Source organism: Pseudomonas sp. H1_D05 (genome assembly GCF_054682705.1).
In genome coordinates this window covers 5,978,568-6,003,860 of sequence record NZ_CP162825.1, presented here as the reverse complement: position 1 = coordinate 6,003,860, position 25,293 = coordinate 5,978,568, and the positions used below count along the sequence as shown (strand labels likewise).

The 25,293-nt window shown below is 61.4% G+C and carries 19 protein-coding genes and 5 pseudogenes; 14 read left to right on the top strand and 10 right to left on the bottom strand.

Annotated features, from left to right (window positions below; translation table 11 throughout):
• Positions 1 to 172 precede the first annotated feature (172 nt).
• A pseudogene (locus tag AB4O11_RS26915) lies at positions 173 to 1,098 on the top strand (1-aminocyclopropane-1-carboxylate deaminase/D-cysteine desulfhydrase).
• 3 nt (positions 1,099 to 1,101) lie between these two features.
• On the opposite strand, the gene AB4O11_RS26910 reads toward AB4O11_RS26915, so the two are convergent.
• The 3 genes from AB4O11_RS26910 to AB4O11_RS26900 form a co-directional block, all read right to left on the bottom strand.
• Complete coding sequence (locus tag AB4O11_RS26910; protein WP_093434069.1) at positions 1,102 to 1,650, bottom strand: cytochrome b; 549 nt, start codon at positions 1,648 to 1,650, stop codon at positions 1,102 to 1,104.
• Positions 1,651 to 1,840: 190 nt separating this feature from the next.
• Positions 1,841 to 2,668 (bottom strand): phosphonoacetaldehyde hydrolase, encoded by an 828-nt coding sequence (phnX, locus tag AB4O11_RS26905; protein ID WP_093434071.1) that lies wholly within the window; start codon positions 2,666 to 2,668, stop codon positions 1,841 to 1,843.
• Between the two features lie 144 nt (positions 2,669 to 2,812).
• Positions 2,813 to 3,922 carry a 2-aminoethylphosphonate--pyruvate transaminase gene (locus tag AB4O11_RS26900; protein ID WP_460129379.1) on the bottom strand — a complete coding sequence of 370 codons (1,110 nt, stop codon included), beginning with the start codon at positions 3,920 to 3,922 and terminating at the stop codon, positions 2,813 to 2,815.
• A gap of 112 nt (positions 3,923 to 4,034) precedes the next feature.
• On the opposite strand from AB4O11_RS26900, the gene AB4O11_RS26895 reads away from it, so the two are divergent.
• Entirely contained in the window at positions 4,035 to 4,895 is an 861-nt protein-coding gene (locus tag AB4O11_RS26895) for a LysR substrate-binding domain-containing protein (protein WP_186622642.1), read from the top strand.
• A gap of 97 nt (positions 4,896 to 4,992) precedes the next feature.
• Here AB4O11_RS26895 and AB4O11_RS26890 read toward each other — a convergent pair whose 3' ends face one another.
• Positions 4,993 to 5,865, bottom strand: coding sequence for a LysR family transcriptional regulator (locus AB4O11_RS26890; protein WP_460129377.1), 873 nt, complete (start codon positions 5,863 to 5,865; stop codon positions 4,993 to 4,995).
• A gap of 281 nt (positions 5,866 to 6,146) precedes the next feature.
• On the opposite strand from AB4O11_RS26890, the gene AB4O11_RS26885 reads away from it, so the two are divergent.
• Positions 6,147 to 7,472: an MFS transporter gene (locus tag AB4O11_RS26885; RefSeq protein WP_460129375.1), complete on the top strand. Its 1,326-nt coding sequence runs from the start codon at positions 6,147 to 6,149 to the stop codon at positions 7,470 to 7,472.
• Between the two features lie 72 nt (positions 7,473 to 7,544).
• A complete protein-coding gene (locus tag AB4O11_RS26880) occupies positions 7,545 to 8,936 on the top strand; it encodes an FAD-dependent oxidoreductase (RefSeq protein WP_460129373.1) in 1,392 nt (463 codons plus the stop codon).
• A gap of 106 nt (positions 8,937 to 9,042) precedes the next feature.
• On the opposite strand, the pseudogene AB4O11_RS26875 reads toward AB4O11_RS26880, so the two are convergent.
• A pseudogene (locus AB4O11_RS26875) lies at positions 9,043 to 10,433 on the bottom strand (type VI secretion system Vgr family protein).
• Positions 10,434 to 10,654: 221 nt separating this feature from the next.
• Here AB4O11_RS26875 and AB4O11_RS26870 point away from each other — a divergent pair.
• Positions 10,655 to 11,360: pseudogene (locus AB4O11_RS26870) on the top strand (YebC/PmpR family DNA-binding transcriptional regulator).
• A gap of 126 nt (positions 11,361 to 11,486) precedes the next feature.
• Here the strand turns inward: AB4O11_RS26870 and AB4O11_RS26865 are convergent.
• Positions 11,487 to 12,801, bottom strand: a pseudogene (locus tag AB4O11_RS26865) (leucine-rich repeat-containing protein kinase family protein).
• 214 nt (positions 12,802 to 13,015) lie between these two features.
• A pseudogene (zapE, locus tag AB4O11_RS26860) lies at positions 13,016 to 14,147 on the bottom strand (cell division protein ZapE).
• 305 nt (positions 14,148 to 14,452) lie between these two features.
• Here zapE and AB4O11_RS26855 point away from each other — a divergent pair.
• The 7 genes from AB4O11_RS26855 (at position 14,453) to AB4O11_RS26825 (ending at position 20,876) form a co-directional block, all read left to right on the top strand.
• Positions 14,453 to 14,956 (top strand): Csu type fimbrial protein, encoded by a 504-nt coding sequence (locus AB4O11_RS26855; RefSeq protein ID WP_460131163.1) that lies wholly within the window; start codon positions 14,453 to 14,455, stop codon positions 14,954 to 14,956.
• A gap of 99 nt (positions 14,957 to 15,055) precedes the next feature.
• On the top strand, positions 15,056 to 15,589 hold the full coding sequence (locus AB4O11_RS26850; protein WP_093434107.1) for a Csu type fimbrial protein: 534 nt from the start codon (positions 15,056 to 15,058) through the stop codon (positions 15,587 to 15,589).
• Between the two features lie 20 nt (positions 15,590 to 15,609).
• Positions 15,610 to 16,143 (top strand): Csu type fimbrial protein, encoded by a 534-nt coding sequence (locus AB4O11_RS26845; RefSeq protein ID WP_460129371.1) that lies wholly within the window; start codon positions 15,610 to 15,612, stop codon positions 16,141 to 16,143.
• A gap of 4 nt (positions 16,144 to 16,147) precedes the next feature.
• A complete protein-coding gene (locus AB4O11_RS26840) occupies positions 16,148 to 16,648 on the top strand; it encodes a Csu type fimbrial protein (RefSeq protein ID WP_460129369.1) in 501 nt (166 codons plus the stop codon).
• Positions 16,649 to 16,681: 33 nt separating this feature from the next.
• Complete coding sequence (locus tag AB4O11_RS26835) at positions 16,682 to 17,470, top strand: fimbrial biogenesis chaperone (protein ID WP_460129367.1); 789 nt, start codon at positions 16,682 to 16,684, stop codon at positions 17,468 to 17,470.
• A gap of 80 nt (positions 17,471 to 17,550) precedes the next feature.
• Complete coding sequence (locus tag AB4O11_RS26830; RefSeq protein WP_116256045.1) at positions 17,551 to 19,908, top strand: fimbria/pilus outer membrane usher protein; 2,358 nt, start codon at positions 17,551 to 17,553, stop codon at positions 19,906 to 19,908.
• Positions 19,905 to 20,876, top strand: a complete 972-nt coding sequence (locus AB4O11_RS26825; protein ID WP_460129365.1) for a Csu type fimbrial protein — start codon at positions 19,905 to 19,907, stop codon at positions 20,874 to 20,876. Before AB4O11_RS26830 ends, AB4O11_RS26825 begins: the two co-directional genes overlap by 4 nt.
• Before the next feature lie 137 nt (positions 20,877 to 21,013).
• Here the strand turns inward: AB4O11_RS26825 and AB4O11_RS26820 are convergent, their stop codons facing one another.
• A complete protein-coding gene (locus AB4O11_RS26820; RefSeq protein ID WP_460129363.1) occupies positions 21,014 to 21,769 on the bottom strand; it encodes an anti-sigma factor family protein in 756 nt (251 codons plus the stop codon).
• A complete protein-coding gene (locus tag AB4O11_RS26815) occupies positions 21,766 to 22,272 on the bottom strand; it encodes a sigma-70 family RNA polymerase sigma factor (RefSeq protein ID WP_007917263.1) in 507 nt (168 codons plus the stop codon). The genes AB4O11_RS26820 and AB4O11_RS26815 overlap by 4 nt, the downstream gene beginning before the upstream one ends.
• A gap of 157 nt (positions 22,273 to 22,429) precedes the next feature.
• On the opposite strand from AB4O11_RS26815, the gene AB4O11_RS26810 reads away from it, so the two are divergent.
• Both AB4O11_RS26810 and AB4O11_RS26805 read left to right on the top strand, forming a co-directional pair.
• Positions 22,430 to 23,536, top strand: coding sequence for a catalase family peroxidase (locus tag AB4O11_RS26810; protein ID WP_460129361.1), 1,107 nt, complete (start codon positions 22,430 to 22,432; stop codon positions 23,534 to 23,536).
• The gene (locus AB4O11_RS26805; RefSeq protein WP_093434126.1) at positions 23,533 to 24,078 is read left to right on the top strand and encodes a cytochrome b; all 546 of its coding nucleotides are present in this window, start codon (positions 23,533 to 23,535) and stop codon (positions 24,076 to 24,078) included. The genes AB4O11_RS26810 and AB4O11_RS26805 overlap by 4 nt, the downstream gene beginning before the upstream one ends.
• On the opposite strand, the gene AB4O11_RS26800 is transcribed toward AB4O11_RS26805, so the two are convergent.
• Positions 24,075 to 25,268: an MFS transporter gene (locus tag AB4O11_RS26800; RefSeq protein WP_099756677.1), complete on the bottom strand. Its 1,194-nt coding sequence runs from the start codon at positions 25,266 to 25,268 to the stop codon at positions 24,075 to 24,077. The genes AB4O11_RS26805 and AB4O11_RS26800 overlap by 4 nt on opposite strands.
• Positions 25,269 to 25,293 lie beyond the last annotated feature (25 nt).

Genomic DNA, 25,293 nt, shown 5'->3' with positions numbered 1-25,293 from the left:
CCTGCTCGCGAAGGCATCGTGTCAGTCGACATATATATTGACTGACACTCCGCTTTCGCGAGCAAGCTCGCTCCCACAGGATTTGTGCACATCGTGAACCTTGTGAGCCTGCTCGCGATGGTGACTTGTGAGCGACTAGAATGCTGGCTCTGTCCAGATCGAATCGCCGCTCATGCTTTTGCCTCCCACCGATTGGCTACCCCAAGCCCCTCTCGAACACCTTCACCTCGACTGGCTCGCAACCGCCGGCATTGAAGTGGCCATCCTGCGCCTCGACAATATCGACCCGCTGATCAGCGGCAACAAATGGTTCAAACTCGTCGAACACCTCAAAGCCGCCGACCGTATGGGTGCCGAGGGCGTCATCAGTCTCGGTGGTGCGCACTCCAATCATCTGCACGCGTTGGCGGCGACGGGGAAACGGCTGGGCTTCCAAACCGTGGGGCTGCTGCGCGGGCATGCGCAGGAAACTCCCACGGTGCTGGATCTGCAGGCGTGCGGCATGCAATTGCATTGGTTGGGTTATGGCGGTTATCGCGCGCGCAACGAGCCGGGATTCTGGCAACCCTGGCACGAGCAATACCCCAATCTGCAAGCGGTTCCTGAGGGGGAGGTGGACTTGCAGGGGCGCTCGGCTGTGCAGCCATCAAGGAACAGGCGCAAGCGCAATTGCCTACGCTGGGCTGGAGCGACTATCACGGTTGGTGGCTGGCCTGCGGCACCGGGACAACACTCGCCGGGCTGGTCCTCGCCGAGGCGGGTGCGCACCGGGTCTATGGCGCGTTGGCAGTCCCTGAGGATCACGGCGTGGCGCCGCAGGTCGAGTCGATTATGCGGTCAGCCGGACTGGCCACTGCCGACTATGAGTTGATCGATGCCAGCCGTGGCGGTTTTGCCAAGGTCGATCCGCTGCTGCTCGCGTTCATTGAGCAGACCGAGCAGGCCAGCGGCGTCCCACTGGAGCCGCTGTACACCGGCAAGGCATTGCTGGCACTCAAGCAACAGGTGGAGGCAGGCAGGTTCGCGTCCGGCACGCGGCTGATCTTCATTCATACCGGAGGCTTGCAGGGCCGGCGTGGGTTTAGCGCCAGCCGCTGATATTCAACCGCGCTTGGGCATCATCCGCAGCAGCGTGTTATCGCCCACCACATAGTGGTGATAAATCCCCGCCAGTGCATGCAGGCCGATCAACCAGTAACCGATCGTGGCGATCAGCACATGCCAGTGTTCGACCTGCTTGGCGAAGGCTTTGTTTTCCGCCACCAATAGCGGTAGGTCAAAACCGTAGAACATCACCTGATGTCCTTCGGCGCTGGTGATCAGCCAGCCCAGGATCGGCATGCTGATCATGAACAGGTACAAGGCCCAGTGCATCAGCCGCGCCAGCACGGTTTGCCATTGCGGTGAGGCGGGGAAGATTTTTGGTGCCGGACCAATGCTGCGCGCGAGCAGGCGAAACCACACCAGCACAAACACGGTCAGGCCGAGCATGTAGTGCACTTCGCGGATCAGCGTGCGCCCGCCACTGCCTTTGGGAAACAGGCCGCGCAACTCCATGCTGGCGTACACCAGCACCAACAGGACCAGCATCAGCCAGTGCAACAGGACCGAGACGGTGCTGTAGCGGGATTCGGAACTTGTCCACGGCATACGGTGTTTCCTCACAGATCAGGGTTCAAACCTGCCGTTCTTGGGCGACGGCATGCTTTAACTGTAATCCGCTTTGGCGGATTTGCCTGAGGCTGATCGGACTTTCAGCGCTCTGAATCGGGGCTTTGCCAATAAAAAACGCCAGTGTCGGCAAGACACTGGCGTTTGTCTTTGCAGCAAGCGGCAGGAATCAGCTCGATTGCGGCATTTCACCGTTGGCCAGACGCTTGTTGATGTCGGCGATGACTTCCGGCAAATCAGTAATGGTGTCGATCATGTAATGCGGGCGCGAGCCTTCGAACAGCGCGTGAATGCGTTTGCGCTCGCTGGCCAGTTCATCGCTGCCCAAGGCGCGGAAACCGGCGTAATCCAGACCCAGTGCGTTGCCTGAGCAGATCAGCGCCACGGTCCACATCCCGGCGCGGCGGCCTTCGAGAATGCCCGGCACGGTGTCATCGATCTTCACGCACGCTGCGACATCGTCGATGCCCAGCGCGATCACGTTGGCCAGCGCCTGAGCCGGCCACGGACGGCCATTTGGCACTTCGTCGGTGGCAACCACATGGTCAGCGACGTAGCCGTTGGTGGCGGCCAGTTCGACGACCTTGTCCATCACCTGCTTCGGGTAGCCGGAACAGGAGCCGATCTTGATGCCTTGCTGACGCAGATTGGCGATGGTTTCCAGTGCGCCGGGAATCAGCGCCGAGTGTTCGGCGATCTTCTCGATCTGCAGCGGCATGAAGCGGTTGTAGATGGCGGTGACGTCATCGTCGGTCGGCGTGCGGCCGAACGCCTTGCGATAACGCTCGGCCACTTGCGGCTGATCGCAGAGGGTGCGGATGTGGTCCCACTTGCCCATGCCCATCGGGCCACGCGCTTCTTCGATGGAGACCTGCACGTCGAATTCGGCGAAGGCCTCGACGAAAATCTGCGTGGGTGCGAACGAGCCGAAATCGACCACGGTGCCGGCCCAGTCGAGGATCGCGGCTTGCAGTTTGTTTGGATTGACGTAGTTCATGTTGATCAAATTCCTGAGTTGGCAATGCAATTCAAATGTAGGAGTGAGCTTGCTCGCGAAGGCGTCGGATCAGTCGATATCCATGTTGAATGTGCGACCGCTTTCGCGAGCAGGCTCGCTCCCACAGGGGATTTAGGATGGGGCTTAGATTTCTAACACTTCCATCTCGCGCAGCACTTCGCCGATCGCTGCAACGGCCTGGCGCATTTCGCCCGGGCTGACGTGACCGATGCAGCCGACACGGAAGGTTTCGACCTGAGTCAATTTGCCCGGATAAAGGATGTAACCCTTGGCCTTCACGCGTTCGTAGAAATCCTTGAACTGGTAGCGCGGATCTTGCGGCGCATGGAACGTAGCAATGATCGGCGCTTGAATCGCCGCCGGCAGGAAGCTGCGCAAACCGAGTTTGCCCATCTCGTCCATCAGCGCCTGGCAGTTGGCGGCATAACGCGCATGGCGTGTCGGCAGGCCACCTTCTTCGTTGTATTGCAGCAGCGCTTCATGCAGCGCCGCGACCACGTGGGTCGGCGGGGTGAAGCGCCATTGACCGGTTTTCATCATGTAAGCGTGCTGGTCATACAGGTCCATCGCCAGCGAGTGCGAATTGCCAGCGGCTGCGGCCAAAGACTCTTTGCGAGCGAAGACAAAACCCATCCCCGGCACGCCTTCCAGGCATTTGCCGGAAGCGGCGATCAGTGCGTCGAACGGCACTTTCTGCGCGTCCACCGGCAGTGCGCCAAAGGAACTCATGGCGTCGATGATCAAGCGTTTGCCGTGTTGCGCGACGACTTGGGCAATCTCCGGCAGCGGATTGAGAATCCCGGTGCTGGTTTCGCAGTGGATCAGGGCGACGTGGGTGATATTGCTGTCGGCGCGCAGCAAGCGGTCGACGTCGGCGGCGGTGGTCGGTTCATCTTCAGCGGTTTCGAAGGTGCTGAACGAGCGACCGAGCACTTCGCAAATCTTCGCCAGACGCTTGCCGTAGGCGCCGTTGATCAGCACCAGGACTTTGCCGTCACGCGGCACCAATGTGCCGATGGCCGCTTCAACAGCGAAGGTGCCGCTGCCCTGTAAGGGGACGCAGTGGTGAGTCGCGGCGCCGTTGAGGATCGCCAGCAGTTGTTCGCAAAGGCTGGCGGTCAGTTGATTGAAGCGGTCATCCCATGACCCCCAGTCGACCATCATCGCTTGGCGGGTGCGGGCCGAAGTGGTCAACGGGCCGGGAGTGAGCAGGATGGGTTCGGCAATACTCATTCGTGTGTCCTCGGATAGCGCTGTGGGATGAAGCTACGGGGCATACGTTGCAATTCGCCGTTGCATCAATCAAATTGTTTGTTGTTATGCCAGCCATCAGTGAGAGTTATTCATGAACCTGTTCCAGCTCCGCGCCTTCGACGCCGTGGCCCGTGAAGGCAGCTTCACCCGTGCCGCCGCGCGCTTGTTCATCAGTCAGCCGGCGGTTACCGGGCACATCAAGGCGCTGGAGGAGCACTACCAGATCACCCTGTTGCGGCGCACCGCGCGACGGGTGGAACTGACCGAGGAGGGCACCAAACTCGCGGCGATTACCCGCGCGATGTTTGGCCTGGCGGAAGAGGCGCAAACGATGCTTGAGGCCAATCGACAGTTGCTGACCGGGCGGCTGGAAGTGGCGGCGGACGGGCCGCATATGGTCATGCCAATGTTGGCGAGCCTGCGCGCGCGGTATCCGGGAATTACGGTGAACCTGCGCTTGGGCAATGCTCAGGAAACCCTCGCTGCATTGTTGTCGGAACACGCGGATGTTGCGGTGTTGACCGAGGTCGAGCCGCGCAAAGGCCTGCATCTGCAAGCGTTGAGCGAATCACGGATCTGCGCGTTGGTGCCGGCAGGGCACCCGTGGGCGATGCGCGCCGGGGAAGTGAAACTCAAGGAACTGGATCAGGTGATCATGGTGCTCCGTGAGCCGAGTTCGATCACCCGGCGTACATTTGATGACGCCTGTGCGCAGGCGTCGATCCATCCGCGCGTGTTGCTGGAACTGGACAGCCGTGAGGCGGTGACCGAAGCGGTGGCGGCCGAGTTGGGCGTTGGCGTGGTGTCATCGGTGGAGGTCAGCCATGACCCGCGCGTGGTGGCGATTCCGATTGTCGGGGCAGGGCTGGTCAATCGGCACATGATCGGCTGCATGGAGCGGCGGCGGGAGTTGCGCCTGATTCAGGCGTTCTTTGGTCTGGCGCCGGCCTGATACACCGAGTCGCTCCCTTCGCGAGCAAGCTCGCTCCCACATTTGGAATGCGTAACCCCTGTGGGAGCGAGCTTGCTCGCGAAGGGGCCATCACGGTTCACACAAGACTCTGGCGCACCATATCGAGAAAGGTCGCCACCACCCGTCGATTGCTTTGCTCGCGCAAGCACACCAGCGTCTCCGTCAACCGTCGGGTGCAGTCGACAATCGGCAACGCGCACACCCGCGAGTCCGCACCAAATTCCGCCGCCGATACCACGCCAACGCCAATCCCGACCACCACCGCCTCACGCGCCGCTTCCCGGCCCTCAACCTGAATCGCCGGACGAATGCGAAACCCCGCGCGGGCCATTTCCTCTTCCAGCGTCTGCCGGGTTACCGAACCGTGCTCACGCAACACCAGCGGCGTGTCATCCAGGTCTGCCAGGCAGATCGATTCACGCGCGGCCCACGGATGATGGCGCGACACGAACGCGACCATCGGATCATTGCGCAGCGGCACGCTCAGCAAGCGTTCATCACTGACATCGCGGCCGAGCAACGCCAGATCGGCCTGATAGTTGAACAGGCGAAATAACGATTCATCGGTGTTGCCGGTCTCGATCTTTACGCTGATCCCCGGATAGCGCTCGCAGAACCGCGCGATTTGCGGCAGCACGTGGACCGGCGCATCCACTGCCAGAATCAGGCTGCCGGTCTGCAAGGCCTGGGATTCCTGCAACAGTTCCTGTGCTTCGGCTTCAATCACAAACAGGCGCTGGGTGATCGCCAGCAAGCGTTCGCCCAGGTCAGTCAGGCGTACGGAACGTTTATTGCGGTGAAACAGCAAAACGCCAAAACGCTCTTCGAGTTTGCGCACTTGGTCGGATATCGCCGGTTGGGTGAGAAAAAGGCGCTCGGCGGCTTTGGTGAAGCTTCCATGCACAGCCACGGCGTGGAAGGCTTTGAGTTGGGCGTGGGACACCGACATGCAGTCACCTGATCGTTTAGTCAGTAACAAGCTGAGCTTATGTGTGAAATACGATAAATCGATTTTATTTATTAAACAGTAATTGCTTTGATCGGCTCACGCCATCGCTGACGACCCGCTCGGGCCGCACGGTAGCCATGAGCCTGTGCGTGCAACAACAGGACTCATCTGACCGATATCCCCACAGGGACGGGCTGATATCGCAGTGCTCAACAATAAAAACACAGGCGTTTTTCTTAACGATTCTGCCGGCACACTCACACCCTGAGGTCAGAACCACCATGAACAAGCACATCGGCACCATTGCGCGTTGGCGCGTGCAGATTTTCGCGATTACCTGGCTTGCGTACGCCGCTTTCTATTTCACCCGCAAAGCGTTTTCGGTGGCCAAACTCGGCATCGCCGAAGACCCGACCTTCATGCTCGACAAGATGGCCATGGCCAACCTCGATGCGATCTATCTGGCGGCTTATGCCCTCGGCCAGTTCACTTGGGGCATGCTCGCTGACCGCTTTGGCCCACGGGTCGTGGTGCTCGGCGGTTTGCTGATTTCCGCCGCAGCGGCGCTGGTGATGGGCAGTTACGCGACGTTGCCAATCTTCGCCACCTGCATGTTGATTCAGGGCTTGGCGCAGTCCACCGGATGGTCGGGATTGTGCAAAAACCTCGGCAGTTTTTTCCCCTCCCAACAACGCGGACGGGTGCTCGGGTTATGGAGTTCCTGCTACGCGTTTGGTGGTCTGGTGGCGTCGCCGTTCGCCGGTTGGTGGGCGTATACCTTGATGGGCACCTGGCACGCGGCGTTCATTTCCAGTGCGGTGGTGGTTGCCGTGGTGGCGGTGTTGTTCTTTATCTTCCAGCGCAACAAACCCGAAGACGTCGGCTTGCCGGCAGTCGAGCCGGAACCTGAGCTGAGCGCAGAAGAAACCGAAGCCAACAGCAAGCTCAGCATGTGGGAGCCTCTGAAAGAAATTCTGCGTAACCGCACGGTGCTGGTGCTGGGCCTGGCGTATTTCATGTTGAAACCGGCGCGTTACGCGATTCTGTTGTGGGGCCCGGTGATTGTCTTTGAACAGATGCCCAGTGTCGGCAAGGTCGGCGCGGCGATCATTCCCACTTCGTTTGAACTGGCCGGGTTGCTCGGGCCGATCCTGATTGGCCTGGCCTCGGACAAACTGTTCAGTGCCCGGCGCATGCCGGCCTGCGTGTTGAGCTTGCTGGCGCTGACCGTGACGCTGGCGCTGTTTATGGCCGCGTTGCATACCGGCAGTGTGTTGCTGGTGGTCGCACTGCTGTTCGTCATGGGCCTGACTTTGTATGGCCCGGACTCGATGATCAGCGGTGCCGCCGCGATCGACTTCGGCAAAGCCAAGGCCGGCGCCACGGCGGCCGGTTTCGTCAACGGCTGCGGCTCGGTTGGCGCGGTGCTGGGCGGTTTGCTGCCGGGTTACTTCGACTCGGTGACGGTGTTCATCGTCTTCGCCGGTTGCGCGCTGTTCTCGGCGCTGGTGCTGATTCCGCACTGGAACAGCCGCCCGGTTGGCGTGATGGAACCGCGCGCCTCTATCCCCAATTGCCCGCTGACGATCAAACCCCTGCGTTCCTGAAACCCTTGCCTCGTGGCCTGCTGCGACGCTCGCGGCAGGCTGGGTCGTGGCCATCTGACTTGGAGAAACCCCATGAGACCGTTTTGGCTGGAGCAGGCCTTGCAGGCCGACACCTCGCAAACCTGCCCGCCGTTGCAAGGCCAAATCCGCGCCGATGTGTGCATCGTCGGCGGCGGGTACACCGGGTTGTGGACAGCGATCATGCTCAAGCAACAAAACCCCGAACTCGATGTCTTGCTGATCGAAGCGGACATCTGCGGCGCCGGCGCCAGCGGGCGCAACGGTGGTTGTGCGCTGTCGTGGTCGGCGAAGTATTTCACCCTTGAACGCTTGTTTGGCGTCGAGGAAGCGGTGCGCCTGGTCAAGGAATCGGAGCGCAGTATCCACGCGATCGGCGAGTTCTGTGAGCAGTACGGCGTCGATGCCGATTATCGGCTCGACGGCACGCTGTACACCGCGACCAACCGCGCGCAAGTCGGCTCGACCGATGCGGTAATCGCTGCACTCGAGCGCAATGGCATCAACTCATTCACCCAGCGTCCAGTAGCCGATGTGCAGCGCATGGCCGGTTCGAGCAAGCATCTGGAAGGCTGGTTCTCGCCGGCGGCGGCCAGTGTGCAACCGGGCAAACTGGTGCGTGGCTTGCGTCGCGTGGCGTTGCAGTTGGGTGTGAAAATTCACGAAAACACGGCAATGACCGGGCTGGAAGAAGGGCGCCCGGCACGCCTGCAAACACCGAACGGCAGCATTGTTGCCGATCGCGTGGTGCTGGCGATGAATGCGTGGATGGCCCGTGCCTTTCCACAGTTCGAACGCAGCGTGGCGATTGTTTCCAGCGACATGCTGATCACCGAGCCGCGCCCGGATCTGTTGCAGCAGATCGGCCTGACCAGCGGGGTCACTGTGCTCGATTCGCGGATTTTCGTGCACTACTACCACAACACCCCGGACGGCCGGATCATGCTCGGCAAGGGTGGCAACACCTTCGCGTTTGGCGGGCGCATGCTGCCGGTGTTCGATCAGCCATCGCCTTATGCCGGCTTGCTGAAAAACAGCCTCGCTGACTTCTTCCCGGCGTTTGCCGATGTCAAAGTCGATGCCACCTGGAACGGCCCGTCGGATCGCTCGGTCACCGGTTTGCCGTTCTTCGGCCAGATGAGCAGCGCCGGCAATGTGTTTTACGGCTTCGGCTATTCCGGCAGCGGCGTCGGCCCGTGCCACATGGGCGGACAGATTCTTGCTTCGTTGGTGCAGGGTCTGGACAACCCGTGGACCCGTTCGCCGCTGGTCAACGGGCCGCTGGGTTATTTCCCGCCGGAGCCAATCCGCTACCTCGGTTCGTTGATGGTGCGCAACGCCATCCGCCGCAAGGAGCGCGCCGAAGATCACGGGCGGCGTCCTCGGCATCTGGATGTGCGTCTGGCGAAATTCGCTGCGGCGGCGGGCAAGACTGACAAAGCCTGAAGCACGGCGTGTTGATGCAGGAGCTGCCGCAGGCTGCGATCTTTCGATCTGGTTTTTAAGATCAAAATCAAAAGATCGCAGCCTGCGGCCACTCTTACAAAGGGGATCAGCGTGCGCCGCTGTCGAGTAGCCAGTCGAGTAATAGGCTGTCACGTGCGGGTGGTTCGCGAGGTGTGGGCTTGCGTGAGTTGCCCAGACACAGAATCGGCCGGTCGGGGTCGCTGTCAAGGAAACTCACCCACACTTCGCTGCCAGCGCAGGGCAGTTCCTCCCGTGCCACTCGGCCATTGGCGCGAGTCATCGCGATGGGCAGCCAGATCGCCTCGTCATCAAGGGTTTGCAGATGTTCCGAGGGCCACAGCCTGACGGCGACCCGACCCTGTTCATCGAGCTGCGCCGGTTGCCCGGCAGGTCCCAGCACCAGCGCCAGGTGATAACCGGCAATGCCGGGACGCGGTTGGTTGAGCGCCGGGCGAAAATCGCTTGACCAGGGCTGGGCGGTAAAATCGTTTTCGTAGCGGTGCAAGGGTGGGGTCGGATCAAGAATCGACGGATGTTGCCCGTGATGACGTATCGAGGTGAGCCGCCATTGTTCGTTGAAGTGGCTGACCGGATGTGCCGACACTTGCAGCAGTTGTCCACTGAGCAAGCCGATCCGGTCGCTGCGGCCGTTGATCGTCCGATGCTGGCAGCGTTGCCGTTCCAGATGTCGACGGCTGCGTTGTTCGTGGTGTCGTTGTTCGAGGAAGATGCCTGCGGCAAGGGATTTGCCGTGATGTGGTTGGCGGCCTCGTCGCTGATCGCCCGCTGTCCTCGGTTACGCACGGCATGCAGCGTGGCGACGGGCGCGGCGTGATGATGCTGGTACAGCGAAGTGATGCAGGGAGAAGGCGTTTGCTCACAGGCCTTGAACGGAACCAGTACCGGCGTTTGCGGCAGACTGAGGCTGTCATCGGCAAACACGACAACGTGTCCGTCCATCCGGTGTTCGAAGTGGTAGTGAATGCCTTCCTCTTCGCAAAGTCTGTGCAGCAGCGCCAGATCACTTTCTTCGTACTGGATGCAAAAAGGCCGGATCGGGTAGCGGCCGACGGTCATTTCAATCCGGTAGCCGTCGGCGGGCAGGGCATTTTCCGTGAGCAGCTGCTGGAGAATCTGCGGCACACTCTGTTGCACGAACACTCGCCGTTTGCTCGGCTGAGCCAGCCTGTGCAAGCGCGGCACGACCGTCACGCGATAGCCGATCCGGTGCGTACCGCGATGTTCGCAACTGGCACTGTCGATCACGCCGTGGATTCCATGATGGTCGTCCAGACGCAGAAAGGCCCGTTGGTGCAGGAATGTGCCCGGCGTCACGGCGGGGGCCAAACCGATCAGTTCGATGTCGAAACGGTAGGGCTGGTTGAGCGCTTCCTCGCCGTGAAAACGCACCACCGGCAGGCACAGACCGCTGTCGGTCAGGGTCAGGGTAAAAGGACTTTCCTTGTCATTGAGCATTCGAACAGGCTCTGTCAGGCAATACGGGCCTGAGAGGGTACGAAACCGCAGCGTTGAATGGTCATGTCAAAGGCGTTTTTCAGAATTCCCCTACAAGCTCTGGTGAAGATGTCGATTCCACATTGCGTTTTTTTGGTCGATTGCCGACTTTAGGCCGTATAAACTTGGCGCCACGCGTCGGCCAATAGATGTCTCGGCGCCACAGATCAAGAGAGTGAGTAATGGGCGCACAGTGGAAGGTTAAACACAAAGAAGCGGCAGCCAACGCCAAAGGCAAGATCTTCGGCAAATTGGTGAAGGAAATCACCATCGCTGCCCGCAACGGTGCCGATACCACCACCAACGCACACCTGCGTCTGGTGGTCGAACAGGCCAAGAAAGCCTCGATGCCAAAAGAAACCCTCGATCGCGCGATCAAGAAAGGCGCCGGTCTGCTGGGTGAAACCGTGCAATACCATCGCGTGACCTACGAAGGGTTCGCCCCGCACCGAGGTGCCGCTGATCGTCGAGTGCGTGACCGACAACATCAACCGTACCGTCGCCGAAATCCGCGTGGCGTTCCGTAAAGGCCAACTGGGGGCTTCCGGCTCCGTGGCCTGGGACTTCAACCACGTCGGCATGATCGAAGCCTCGCCGGACACCCCGGACGCCGATCCGGAAATGGCCGCGATCGAAGCCGGTGCTCAGGATTTCGAGCCGGGCGAAGACGGCGCAACGCTGTTCCTGACCGACCCTACCGACCTGGATTCGGTGCAGAAAGCGTTGCCAGAGCAGGGTTTCACCGTGCTGTCGGCCAAGCTCGGCTACCAGCCGAAGAACCCGGTCAGCGGCTTGAGTGACGAGCAGATGGCTGAAGTTGAAGCGTTCCTCGAAGGCCTCGACAACCATGATGACGTGCAGGACATGTTTGTTGGCCTGGCGGGCTGATCGGCTGCGTCAGTGATGGCCACATCGCGACCAGGCGCAGGCCTACAGGCCAGAGGTGAACACATCATTTGTGATCACCACCGTCCACTGTAGGAGTGAGCCTGCTCGCGATTGACCGCGCAGCGGTCACAGATTCTCAAGCTGCCGCATGACCTCAGCAAACCCCGGCCGCGCCAGCACATCCGCCTGACAGCAACGCCGCTCCAGCTCTTCAAGCACCGCACGCAGTTCATCACTCAACCCCGAGTCGACGCGCGCCAGCAACTCACCCAGCAGAATCCCGAACGCACGTACTTCGATACGTTGCAACGCGCGCGTTTCCAGCGTGTCGTCGACAGCATGGAACGACGCCCCGCCAAAATCCCCGAGCAGGCAATCGCCGCGCTCGTTCAACAGAATGTTGTGCCCGTAGAGATCGCCGTGGGTGATGCCTTGCTGATGCAAGTGTTCGGCTGCCGAAGCGATGCCTTTGGCAATGTTCAGCGCGACCTCGGCACTGAACCGGCAATCATCGGCGTACACATCCCGCGAGCAGGACGCCAGGCTGGGCAGGTCGGCGAGGTTGTGGAACGACGGATCGATCAACTGCATCACCAATCCTTGCTGGCCGTCGGGATGGCCACTGATGCGTCCCTCGACGCGGATCAGATTGGGATGCAGGCCGGCGGTGATACACGCATTCATTTCGTGCAGCGGCGAGCCGTCGCTGGTCATTTCACCTTTGTACAACTTCACCGCAACCGGTATCACCGAACCATCGTCGCGTTGCCAGTTCGCCCGGGAAATCACCCCCGAGGGCGCCTTCACCCAAGCGTTGCTCCAGACTTAGCGCAGACCAGGGGATCTGTGCCGTCGCGTCGAGCGCGGCAGCGTCCGCCTCGGTTTCCAGAGGGTTACCGGCGTAGGCCAGCCAGGTCAGGCTCGGCAGCGCGAGCAGCCACTGCGGCAGCTCGGTCAGGCGGTTGGCGGAGATGCGTAAGAGCTCCAGACGATGGCAGTTGCTCAGCGAGGGTGGCAGCGCTTGCAGACGATTGCCGGACAGCATGAGCTTTTGCAGGGCAGGGCGCTCACCGAGTTCGCTCGGCAGGCTTTCAAGGCAGTTGTCGGTCAGAATCAGCCAGCGCAGCTGCGGTGGCAGGGCTGCAGCGGGTACGTTGACGATGCGATTGGCTCTGAAGCCGATCATCGTCAGCGCCGCGCACTGGCCGAGGCAGGTCGGCAGTTCGGTAAACGGGTTGTCGGAGCAGAACAGCACCCGCAGGCGCGTCAGACGGTGCAAGTCATCCGGCAGGCGGCTCAGGGCGTTGCCGCTGAGATTGAGGATTTCCAGGGTGTCGGCCAGATCGAAAATCTCGCGCGGGAATTCGGTCAGGCCACAAGACAGATCCAGCCGAGTGATGCCCGACAACTCGCCGGCACGCAATTGAGCAAGGGTGTGCATGTTGGGGTTCGCTATTGATCAGGTGCGCGCCGCTGGGGCGCCGGGAATGGGCGACATGATAACGGCAAAGCGGGTTCCGGGCTTGAGCGGAATGCTGCAAGCGCCATGGAACCCTGTGGGAGCGAGCTTGCTCGCGAAGGCGGAGTGTCGGCCGCTGAGATGTGACTGACAGGGCGCTTTCGCGAGCAGGCTCGCTCCCACAGGGCCGGCGTGCTCAGTCGCTGTTGTGTATCTCTTGCAACTGCCCCAACCGACTGCGCGTGCGCGCCAGGTCAATGGCCTGGCCGTCCAGGCTTTCACGCAAGGGCAAACGACCGAGTAGCGTCAGGTACTTGTCCTGGTCGTACAGCACGTCGATCAGGTTGATGAAGCGTTGTTGCGCGGCGATCGAGCACTCCGCCAGTTCCGGCAGATCATCGATGATCCAGCGGTCGAAACGGCGACACAGTTCCAGGTAATCCATCACCGCCGTTGGCTGTTCGCACAGATCGTTGAAGGTAAAACCGACCCGCCGCTTCTCAAAAAACCGCGCCTGAAACTGCCGGGTGCCGACCGTTAGCGCAACGGCCGGTGCCTCTGCAGGTGGCAGATCCAGGGGCCGTGCGTTGTGCTGGCGTGGCCGGCCACACGTAATGTCCCTGGGTGAATATCTGGTGTGCAGAGTGACGCGTCTGGCTGCGGTAATCGTGCGGGCCGCCGACTTCCATCACCTGCATGTGCGTATTGATCAGTTCGATCACCGGTTTGAAGCGGGCGTGATAAAGCGGATTGGGCAGCAAACCTTCAGGCGCATAGTTGGAGGTCACCAGCAGCAGAATCCGTCGTTTGAACAACGCCTTGAACAGCCGGGTGATCAGCATGGCATCGCCGATGTCATGCACATGAAACTCGTCGAAACACAGCACCCGACAATCTTGCAGCAGTTCGTCGAGAGTCACTTCGAGGGCATCGTCCTGCAGGCGATGGCTGAACATGCCCTGATGCAATTGCGCGAAAAACTGATGGAAATGCAAGCGTCGTTTCTGAGTGATCGGCAGCGCCTGGAAGAAGCCGTCGAGCAGCCAGCTCTTGCCACGCCCGACGGCGCCGAACAGATACAGGCTTGGCGCGGTTCGGCTGTTGGCGGCCAACAGCAGACTGGCCTGCTGCGCCATGCACTCGATGACGCGCTGCTGGCTGTGGCTGAGGGTGTAGCCCTGACCGCTGGCCTTGTGTCGGAAGTAATCGCGGATCGACTGGGCGCTGGCGTCATGCCCGGCGCCGGCCGGCAAACCCTTGCCGAACCAGCGGCGCAACGCCGGCCAGCGCTGGATCAGTCGCGATCGTTTCGGCGGGTGGGCAGGCACTGTCGGCGTCTCCGTGTTCGTCAAAACCGGCTCCCGGGAGCGCGGCGATGTAGTGTAACCAGACGCCGAGATGACCAGCCACCGCGACGTGTCGACAGTGGGCGGTTATTGAACAAATTTGTGCGGCACGTACAGCCATTTTTAGCGACATTACTCGCCCCGTTGTCAATCTTTCGAAACATATCCCGGCCGATCCATGGATCCAATCGACTGGCGGAATCGTCGACCGTTGCTAACCTCAATCACAGAAACGACGTCGCAAGCGATCACTGACAAGGAATGGCGCAGTGAATGTATATGGGGTCATGGGGCTGTTGGGTGTGCTCGCTGCGCCTGCCTATTCGGCGGATCTTCAGGTCGAAGTGCGCGTCGATGTGCAACGCGGCTGCCAGTTGATCGGCCAGCAGCGGCAGGCTGGTATCGAGCAATTGGGTGTGCTCGATTTCGGCAGCACCGCGCGCCTCGATGACCCGGCCGGGCCGTTGGCAGCGGCGCTGACCAATCAACGCCTGCCACGGCTGGAGTGCAATCCGGACACGCCGTACCAGATGCGTGTCGACGGCGGTTTGCATGGCGGTGTCGGCGAAGTCCGTTACATGGCCGGTTCGGTCGGCAGTAAACCGATTCCGTACCGCTTGTATCAGGACGCGGCGCGCCGGGTGCCGCTGGTGGTGGATGTTCCGGTCAGTGGGCGGGTGCCGGACAGCGGCACGGTGGAGTTGCCACTTTACGCGCGGATCGAGCGCCTGGCTGAGGTGCCGCAGGTCAGCCGTTATTCGGATCTGGTCAAGGTGACGGTCACCTGGTGAGTGTGGTTTCAAGGCAGCCGCTGGACGCGGGTGCGCAAGGAAGGCGTTCGATGATGAGCGCGGTGATCGAATCAGCGTAAAGGAGCAGGGACGGGCGCAATGACAGGTAAACACTGGATGGTGGTGGCCGCGGGTACGCTGGCATTGCTCGCAGACGAGGCGCAAGCGGCGGTCAGCGGGCAGATCAATGCGCGGCTGATCCTGATTGCCGGCTGCGAAGTCACCAATACCAGCACACCCGACAGTCCGCTCAGCGCCCTCGGCACCCTCGACTTCGGCCTTCAGGGGCCCACCTGGAACGCGCCGATCAAGGCCAGTCTGGACGGCGACAGCAGCGGCAAACTCAACGTCGCCTGCAACCCCTCGGTCACCGGTTTCACCGTCACCATCGACGGCGGCACCCACGGTGACGGCAATACCCGGCGCCTGAGCAACGGTCGCCAGACCCTTCCTTATCAGCTGTTTGTCGATCCCTCCGGCGTCCGGAGTTACAGCATCGGCCAGCAACACAATTTCGCTGTCACCAGCGGTGCGCAGATACCCATTCCGGTATTTGGCACGGTGGTGGCGAATACCCGTGCGGTACCGGCAGGGGTCTATACCGACACCCTGACGGTGACGCTCGACTGGTAACCCCGTAGAGGACGGACACCATGCGTATGTTTGCATCAAGGATAGGTTTGTCGTTGCTTGGCCTGGCGCTGGTTTCCAGTGCCAACGCCGCCACCACGGTCACCGGCCAGATCACCTCCAGCCTGATTCTGATCAGCAGCTGTCAGGTCAACGGTGCTGGCGGTTCCACCGGGCTGAACTTCGGTGCGTTGAACTTCGGCACTGCCAACAGCCTGTTCACCACCGCCACCGGGCAGGTGTTGGGCGGCGGCGGGGCGTTGTCGATTCTCTGCTCCAGCGGCACCACGCCGACGGTCAAGGTACGCGCGGGCTCCCACGACGGAATGTCACCGGGTGGCACGCGGGCGCTGTACGACGGCGTTGCCAATTACGTGCCGTACGACTTGTACACCGATGCCGGGCACTCGCAACTGCTGGCGATTGACGGGACGATCAACCTCGCCGCCAGTACCGGTGTCGCGCAGACAGTGAACATCTACGGTCAGGCAGTGGGCAAGGCCGGTTTGCCGGCGGGGACGTACACCGACACTGTCGCCGTCGAACTGACGTTCTGATGCCATGCGCCGCCATGGCTGTGCCGCGCTGCTCCTGCTCTGCGCAGGCAGTGCGCCGCTGCCGCTGACCGCAGCAACGAGCCAGAGCTTTCAGGTCAGTGCCACGGTCACTGCCGGGTGTCTGGTGGTGGGCGGGGTGTCGAATTATGGCGGGCTGAATTTCGGTTCGCGTTCGGCACTGGCCACCGGCACCGTGCAGGTCGCGCTGACGGGTGGGGTGCAATTGCAATGCACGCCGGGCGTGACGCTGAACATGAGCGTTGATGGCGGCCAGTTCAACAACAGCGGCCGGCACATGCAGATCAACAGCGGCAGTGCGCGGGTGGCGTATGCGCTGTTTAGTGATGCGGCATACAGCCAGAGCCTGGGCATCGGCCAGAGTGTGGCGGTGGCCTACAGCGATGCGAACAACATCAGCCTGCCGATTTACGGTCAGGTGCAATTGCCGGGCAATCAGCCTGGGGGGACGTACAGCGACGTGTTGCAGGTGCAACTGTCGTGGTAAGGCGAAGTTGAATGGCCGACAAGGAGCAGGTTTATGGGGTCAGTTACGTCACTGCATTCGTTCGTGCGCTGTGCGATGTGGACGCTGGTTATGCTTGGGGCAAGTCAGGCACACGCGGCGAGTTCGGTGCTGATCTGGCCGATCGATCCGGTGCTGGAGGCTGATCAGCAGGCCAGTGCGCTGTGGCTGGAGAATCGCGGCAGTGAAACCGCCAATCTGCAGATCCGCGTGTTCGGCTGGAGCCAGAGTGGTTTCGCCGAGCAATACCAGAACCAGCGCGACGTGATCGGCAGCCCGCCGGTGGCGAAAATCGAGCCGGGACAGAAACAATTGGTGCGCCTGACCCGGACAAAGGACGTGCCGCCGGGGCAGGAGCTGGCCTACCGGATCATCATCGACGAAATTCCTTCCGCACAACCCGCGACCGCTGACGGAGGCAAAACCGCCGCAGCGATCCGCTTCCAGATGCGCTACTCGGTGCCGTTGTTTGCCTATGGTGCCGGGCTGTGGAGCAAGGAAGACAGCAGCCGCGCGCGTGATCCCAAGGGTGTCGGCCTGCCGCAATTGAGCTGGCGCACGGTGGCCGTGGACGGCCGGCCCTATGTGGAAGTGCGTAATCAGGGCGCGGTGCATGCGCGACTGACTGACGTGGCAATCAAACAGGCGGGGCAGAGCAGACCGCTTGCCGAAGGGCTGCTGGGGTACGTGCTGCCGGGGGCGGTAATGCGCTGGCCGGCACCGGGGCCGTTGGCCGGTGATTCGGCGTTGCAGGTGCGGGTGAACGGCGCGCCGCAGGTGCAGAGCATTACACCTGCCAAGTGAGTGAGTCATAGCGCAGTTATCTGACGTCGGCTAAAGCGGTATCAGGGAGGATTCAGTCCATTGACGGACGTAAAACGGGTATGAGCCCAGGACGGGTTCGTCGTATTCAGCGTCCGTTGTGGCTCATCACCGGCGCGTGTTGCCTGATGTTCGTTCAACCATCCGGGGCCGGCGATCTGCCGCCGCCACCGAGCGGCATGGAGGCCGTGAGTGATGCACAGTTGTTTCTGGAACTGGTGGTCAACCAGATGAATACCGGACGCGTGGTGGCGGTGCAGCAGCGCGACGGGCGCTTGTTCGTGCCAGTGACCGCGTTGCGCGAGACCGGCATGAAACTGCCCGACAGCCTTGGCGCCGAGGTCGATCTCGACAGCCTGGCGGGGCTGCACAGTGACTACGACAGTGTCGGTCAGCGCCTGCTGCTGGACGTGCCGCCGGACTGGCTGCCGGAACAGTTTATCGGCAATCGCCAGGCTTACCCGCGCACCCCGGCGCTGAGCAGTTTCGGCGCACTGTTCAACTACGATCTGTACCTCAACGATACCGACGATGCCGGCACTTACCTGGCGGCGTGGAACGAAGTGCGGCTGTTCGACAGTTGGGGCACATTGTCCAGCACCGGGCAATACCGGCGTACGTTGTCTGGTGACTCGCTCAACACGCTGGACAACGGTTACCTGCGTTACGACACCACCTGGCGTTACTCCGACGACGAGCGAATGCTCACCTACGAGGCCGGTGACGTGATCAGCGGTGCGTTGCCGTGGAGCAGTTCGGTGCGTTTGGGGGGCGTGCAGTTTTCTCGGGATTTTGCCGTACGCCCGGATCTGGTGACGTATCCGTTGCCACAATTTGCCGGTGAAGCGGCGGTGCCGTCCTCGGTGGATCTGTTCATCAATGGCTACAAGTCCAGCAGTGCAGACTTGCAGCCGGGGCCGTACACACTGACCAATATTCCGTTCATCAACGGTGCGGGCGAAGCGGTGGTGGTGACCACCGATGCATTGGGCCGGCAGGTGTCGACCACGGTGCCGTTCTATGTCACCAGTACGTTGTTGCAAAAAGGCTTGAGCGATTTTTCCGTGGCGGCCGGTACGTTGCGCCGCGACTACGGCTTGAAGGACTTCAGTTACGGCCCGGGTGTCACCTCCGGCAGCCTGCGTTACGGCGTCAGCGACAGTTTTACTCTGGAGAGCCACGCCGAAGCGGCCGATTCGCTGACACTGGGCGGCCTCGGCGGCAACCTGCGGCTGGGTAATTTCGGTGTACTCAATAGTGCCCTGAGTCAAAGCCGCTTCGACGGCGATGACGGTCAGCAATTGAGCCTGGGCTACCAGTACAGCAATCAGCGCTTCAGCTTTTCGTACCAACGCCTGCAACGTCACGATCAATATGCCGACCTGACTGTGGTCGACAGCCCCTACATCAGCCTCAGTCGACGCAGCGAACAGGCGACCCTGAGCCTTAACCTTGAGCGTTGGGGCAGTCTCGGCGCCGGTTATTTCGATGTTCGTGCGGCGGACGACTCGCGCACGCGGCTGCTCAATCTCAGCTGGAGCAAACCGCTGTGGCGCAACAGCAGTTTTTACCTGTCGGCCAACCGCGAAATCGGCGACAGCAACTGGGCGGTGCAGGCGCAACTGGTGATTCCCTTCGATCTGCGCGGCAGTCTGGCGATCAGCAGTGATCGCAGTAAAACCGGGCAGAGCCAGCAGCGGGTCAACTACAGTCGCGCGGTGCCGAGCGAGGGCGGCGTGGGTTTCAACCTCGGCTACGCCAAGGGTGATGGCGCCGATTATCGCCAGGCCGACGTCACCTGGCGCCTGCAGTCGGTGCAGTTGCAGGCCGGTGTCTACGGCACTTCCGAGGCTGAAACCCGTTGGGCCGACGCCAGTGGTTCGCTGGTGTGGATGGATCGTCAGGTGTTCGCCGCCAACCGCATCGACGATGCGTTTGTAGTGGTCAGCACCGATGGTTTCGCCGACATTCCGGTGCGCTACGAAAACCAGCAGGTCGGTCAGACCGACAAGAACGGTCATCTGCTGGTGCCGTGGAGCAGCGCCTATTACCGAGGCAAGTATGAAATCGACCCACTGAATCTGCCGGCCAATGTGCGCAGTCCCAATGTCGAACAACGCATCGCTGTAAGGCGCGGTAGCGGATATCTGCTGGAGTTTCCGCTGGCCCGGGTGATTGCTGCGAGCATCGTGCTGGTCGATGCGCAACAGCGCGAACTGCCGCTGGGCGCGGGTGTGTTGCATGAGCAGAGCGGTACGCGGACGGTGGTCGGTTGGGATGGGCTGGTGTATCTGGAAAACCTGCAGGCGCAGAACTCGCTGCAGGTCACGCTGGCCGACGGCAAGACCTGTCAGGCGCAGTTCAGCGTCGATATGAATCAGGACCAGGTGCCGCTGATTGGCCCGTTGGTGTGTCAATGATCGGCGCACGCTTGCTTCTGTTGCTGGCGCTGATGCTGCCGGGGGCGGCGCAGGCTGCGTGCTCGGTGGTCAGCACCACGCCGGCAGCATTCGGTACGCTCAGTTCGATCGCCGTGCGCACGACGTCGCAGCCCAGCTCCACGCTGAATGCAGGTTTGAGCTGTACCGGTTCGCTGCTGTCCCTGCTGACCAGCAACGACCACTTCTGGGGCACCGTTTCTTCGACTCAAAGTGGTCTGGTCGGGCCGACCGGCGATGTCATCAGTTACACGGTCTACGCCAACAACAGCACCAGCTACCCGCTGACGCGTGGCACGGCCTACGACTTTGCGCGCAACGGCATCATCGATGCCTTGGGCCTGCTCAACGGTACAACGCCGAAAACCGTGCCGCTGTATCTCGGCACAACCATTGGCAGCAACGTCGCCGCCGGGGTGTACACCGAGACCCTGAGCATTTTCTGGAACTGGAATTACTGCTCGGGGATTGGTATTGGTTCTATCTGTCTTGGGCGCGACATCGCCAGTGGCACGACCTCGTTGACGGTGAATATGACGGTGTCCAACGACTGCACGATTACTGCGCCGAACATTGCGTTCGGCAGCGCTCCGGTGATCAGCGCGTTCACCCCGGTGACCGGGCAAACCATCAATCTGGCCTGCACCAAGGGCAGTGCCTATACCGTGGGGCTGAGCGACGGGCAGAACGCGGTGAGTGTCGGCGGCCGGCGACGAATGATTTCCGGGAGCAATTATCTGGCCTACGACATTTTCAAAAGTGCCGGCACCACGCGCTGGGGCAGCGTCGGCGCGGCGCGGCGGGCGAGTAGCGATGCCGAGGTCAATCCGGGTAACGGCTTGGGCACGGGCAGCCAGATCTTCAACTACAACGCGAAGATCTACACCGACCAGAGCACGCCGCCTGCGGGTACTTATCTGGACAATGTCGTGCTCGACGTAGGTTTCTGAGCCTGACGCTGATCCCTTGTGGAAGCGAGCCTGCTCGCGAATGCGGTGTGTCATTCAGCAAAGATGCGACTGATCCAGCGCCTTCGTCGGAACGCCGCCCGGAGCAAGCTCGCTCCCACAGGGGAAAGGTGGTGTTCTCAGAATGGCAGTGATTGCTTGAGCTGTTGCGCCGCCGGTGTATCGACCGGGCTGACCATCGCGTAGTTATAGCCACCACCTGACCAGTACTGGGCCTGCAAATCTCCGTCACTGCGCGTGCCACGCGGCAAAAAGGTGTTCTTCGGCCCCGGCGGGCGCACGTAGAAACTCACCTTGTGGCCACTGCCATCCTCATACATCACCATCGCTGCCGGGCCTTCGTCGGTGCTGAGCAGGCGTCCACTGACCGGTTCAAACCCGGCCGCCTTCAGATCTGGTAAACGACTGGCCCGAGTGAAATAACGATCGAGCCAGCGCTGCATGTCGCCATCACTGTCGACTTTGTAATCTGCTGGCAACATGCCTTGCTGGGCAATCAGGCGATAGGCTTGCATGGCGTCGGTCATTGGCAACATGGCCGGGCGCACAAGGGTCATTTCCCGGGCCTGCCAGCCACTGAAACCGCCGAGGCTGACCGCGATCAGCAACACCGCAGCACTGGCCAGATGACGACGCGACTGGCGCTGACGGCGCTGGCGAATCATCGCTGGGTCAAGCGCTGGGTTGGCCGGTTGCTGCAACGCGCCGCTGAGTGCCGCGCGCAATTGCTGGGCATCCTGTTGCCAGGCGCGAACCTGCGCCGCTTCGTCCGGGTGACTGGCCAGCCAGGTGTCCAGCACACGCCGGTCGGCGTCGCTGAGCTGGTGGTCGACATAGGCGTGCAGATCACGCTCGGTGGGAGGCAGGCTGATCATTTGAGTATCCGCAAAGAAGGGCTGCTGATTTCGCCGTCGCTGAGTTGGCGCAGGGCCTGGCGGGCGCGGGACAGGCGCGACATCACGGTGCCGATCGGGGCGCCGAGAATCTCGGCGACCTCTTTATAGGAAAGGCCTTCCACTGAAACCATGAGCAGCAGCGCGCGCTGTTCGCTGGGCAGTCGGTCGAAGGCTTGCAGGGTTGACTGAGCGATAACGGTGCGCTCCACCGAGGGTTCGGCATCGTCGCGACCGGTGAAGAATTCGAGCATTCGCGCATAACGCCGCGAGCGCCGGTGGGCGTCGAGAAACTGCCGATAGAGGATCGCGAACAGCCAGGCACGCAAGTCGCCGTCGGCGCGTTTGTCGCCCCAACTCGACAGGGCACGCTCCAGACAGGCCTGCACCAGATCGTCAGCACTGCTGCTGTTGCGCGTCAACGACACGGCAAAGCGGCGCAATCTGGGAATGATTTCTCTCAACTGTTCGTCGAATTCGCTCATGAAATTCTGCTAGTCACTACGCTGTGGACTAGGGAGACGCCCGCCGTTGGAGGTTATTCCACGTTCGGAAAAATAAATACCGTTGTGTGGAATAAACCCGGATGAGGCGCGTCTTGCTGATTCTTCCTACTTGTGGCCATTGGCCCTGGAGTCCTTCATGGTTGATCGCACCTCACCCAACGCTTCACCGCCTGGCGGGCCGCAGCGCCCGCCACTGAGTGTCGCGAGCCTGATATTGCGTCTGGGCGGCATTGCCGTGGTAGTCGCTGCGGTGGCCGGGGCGTTTGCCTACGTTCACGGTAACTTCGACCCACAACGCCTGACGCCAAAGGCGCTGGTCGATGTGCTGGAGAAGAACAATGGCGTGCATCCCGGGTTTCGTCGTAATCACGCCAAAGGCGTGTGCGTGATCGGGCATTTCGAAAGCAGTGGTGAGGCACGGGTATTCTCCACTGCGCAGGTGTTCAACGAGCCGCAGACTCCAGTCGTCGGGCGCTTTGCGCTGCCGGCGGGCAATCCCTATGCACCGGACAGCAGCGTGCCGATTCGCAGTCTGGCGTTGCGGTTCACCCAGGCTAACGGGCAGCAATGGCGCACCGGGATGAACAGCATGCCGGTGTTCCCGGTCGGTACGCCTGAGGCGTTTTATCAATTGCAGCAGGCGCAATCGCCAGATCCGGCCACCGGTAAACCTGATCCGGCGAAGGTTCCGGCGTTCTTCGCCGCGCACCCGGAAACCGTGCCGTTTTTGACCTGGGTGAAGACAGCCAAACCGTCGGCCAGTTATGCCACCGAAACCTATAACAGCGTCAACGCGTTTTATCTGGTCGACGCCAGCGGTAAAAAACAAGCCGTGCGCTGGAGCATGACACCGTTGGCGCGCGATGCTGCGGGCGCCAGTGCGCCTGAGGGCGGTGATTTTCTCGAGAAAGATCTGGTGCAACGGTTGTCGTCTGCACCGCTGCGTTTTCAATTGAATATCACTCTGGCCAATCCCGAGGATCCGGTGAACGACGCCAGCAAGACTTGGCCGGCCGGGCGCAAAGTATTGAACGCGGGCACACTGGTGCTGGAAAAGACCCAGCCGCAATTGAGCGGCGAATGCCGGGACATCAACTATGACCCGCTGGTGCTGCCGGCCGGTATTCAAGGTTCCGGCGACCCGTTGCTCGCCGCCCGTTCCGCCGGTTACGCCAATTCCTACTTGCGTCGCACCAGCGAAGTCAGCCAGTTGCCCGCCGCCAAACAGGAGGCTCGTCCATGAGCACTCAACCGACGCATTTCGCCCTGTTGGCGCGGCTGCTGCACTGGCTGATGGCGCTGATGATCATCGCCATGCTGTTTATCGGCGCCGGCATGGTCACCTCGGTGTCCGAGCGGCATGAATGGCTGATCCATCTGCACAAACCGCTGGGCATTGCGATTCTGGCGCTGGTGATCGTGCGTTTGCTGGTGCGGCTCACCACGCGCCAGCCACCGTTGCCCGCCGATCTGCCGGGCTGGCAAGTACTGGCGGCCAAGGCGTCCCATCTGCTGCTTTACGCGTTGATGCTGGTGTTGCCGTTGCTCGGTTGGGCGATGATCAGCGCTTCTGGTGAACCGGTGATGCTCAGCACAACGTTGCAGTTGCCAGCGATCGTTCCGGCCGATGCGCAGTTGTTCGCGTTTCTGCGCAAGGCTCACGGGTATCTGGCCTATCTGCTGTTCCTGACGGTGCTGCTGCACCTGGCGGCGGCGTTGTTTCATGGCTGGGTCCGCCGCGACGAGGTGCTCGACAGCATGTTGCGTGGTCGCGATCGCAGCTAACCCGTTTGCGTGGCGCATCGTAGCGATGCGCCGCGTTTCAGGGTCAGCCACCAGTACGCCAGCGCCACGGCGTTGATGCTGGCGCCGAGCAGGCACACGCCGATCCAGCCGGCCCACGCGTACATCGCGGTCGAGCCGATGGAACCGAGCGCGCTGCCGATCGAGTAGAACAGCATGTAACCGGCGGTGAGACGGCTTTGCGCTTCGGGGCGCACGCTGTAGATCATGCTCTGGCTGGTGACGTGCACGGCTTGCAGACCCAGATCCAGGGTGATTACGCCGAGCAGCAATGCCCACAGCGAGGATTGAGTCAGGGCGATCGGCAACCATGAGGCGAGCATCAGCAACAGCGAAAGACCGCTGACCCATTGCCCCAGACCACGATCAGCCAGATGCCCGGCCCGTGCGGCTGCCAGCGCACCCGCAGCGCCGGCCAGTCCGAACAGCCCGATTTCACTGTGCGACAACGACAACGGTGGCGCGGCCAGCGGCAGCACCATCGGCGTCCACAGCACCATCGCACTGGCAAAAGTCAGCAATGCGAGGATCGCGCGTTGGCGCAGTACCGGTTCTTCTTTGAACAGGCTGAATACTGAGGCGATCAGGGCGGCGTAAGTCGTAATCGGTTGCGGGACCTCATCCTTCGGCAGAACACGCAACAGCAGCAACGCCATCAACAGTGTCAGCCCGGCTGACAGCAAGTAAATCGCTCGCCACCCAGCCAAATCGGCCATACCGCCGGCAACCGTGCGTGCCAGCAAGATGCCGACAACGATGCCGCTGGTGACCACTCCGACCACGCGCCCGCGTTGGGCCGGGATTGCCAGCGTCGCGGCATAAGCTACCAAGACCTGCGTCACTACCGCGAGCAGCCCTGTCAAGGTCATGCCAAGCAGCAGCCACGCACTGTTGGGCGCCAGCGCGATCATCAACAGCGCCGCTGCCGACAGCAGGGTTTGAGTAACGATTAATCGGCGCCGATTGAGCAGATCACCGAGAGGGACCAATAGCACCAGTCCGATGCCGTAGCCGATTTGCGTCAGGGTGATGACAATGCCGATGGTCGCCGGCGACATCGCGAACGCCTCGGCCATCGCGTCCAGCAATGGCTGGGCGTAATACACATTGCCCACGGCCAGACCGCAGGCTACGGAGAAAAGCAAAACGGCACTGCTCTTTAGAGGTTTCATTTCCCGCATCCTTTTAGGTTTCAAA